Consider the following 332-nt stretch of genomic DNA (forward strand, 5'->3'; position numbering starts at 1 on the left):
AAATTTAGCTAAAGCTGAATCATTAGGGAAACGGTGGATATCACCAATTTCAGCAATAATACCGGCGCAGATAACTGGACCAAGGCCAGGTACAGAATCAAGGGTATGCTTAAAATGGGCTATTTCTTTAGCAATAGCTTTATCAATATTTTTAATTTGTTTTTCTAAAGTTCTAATAGTTTCAAGGCTAGTAGCTAAAATCAGGTTTACAGGTTCCAAAAGGTTACCCCTTAACCTATGGGCATTATGAGCAGCGATTTTTAGTTTTTCAGCAGTAGCTTTAGGATCAGCAAAATGTTTATTACCTTTCTCCACCAAAAAATCAATTAAAT

At 34.9% G+C, this 332-nt stretch carries 1 protein-coding gene; it reads right to left on the bottom strand.

The features are described 5' to 3' along the window. Positions 1-332 (bottom strand): transposase (locus cpu_RS13035; RefSeq protein WP_143299331.1); only part of this gene is annotated, 332 nt, incomplete at both ends.

Origin of the sequence: Carboxydothermus pertinax, assembly GCF_001950255.1 — a bacterium.
Taxonomy (GTDB): domain Bacteria; phylum Bacillota; class Z-2901; order Carboxydothermales; family Carboxydothermaceae; genus Carboxydothermus; species Carboxydothermus pertinax.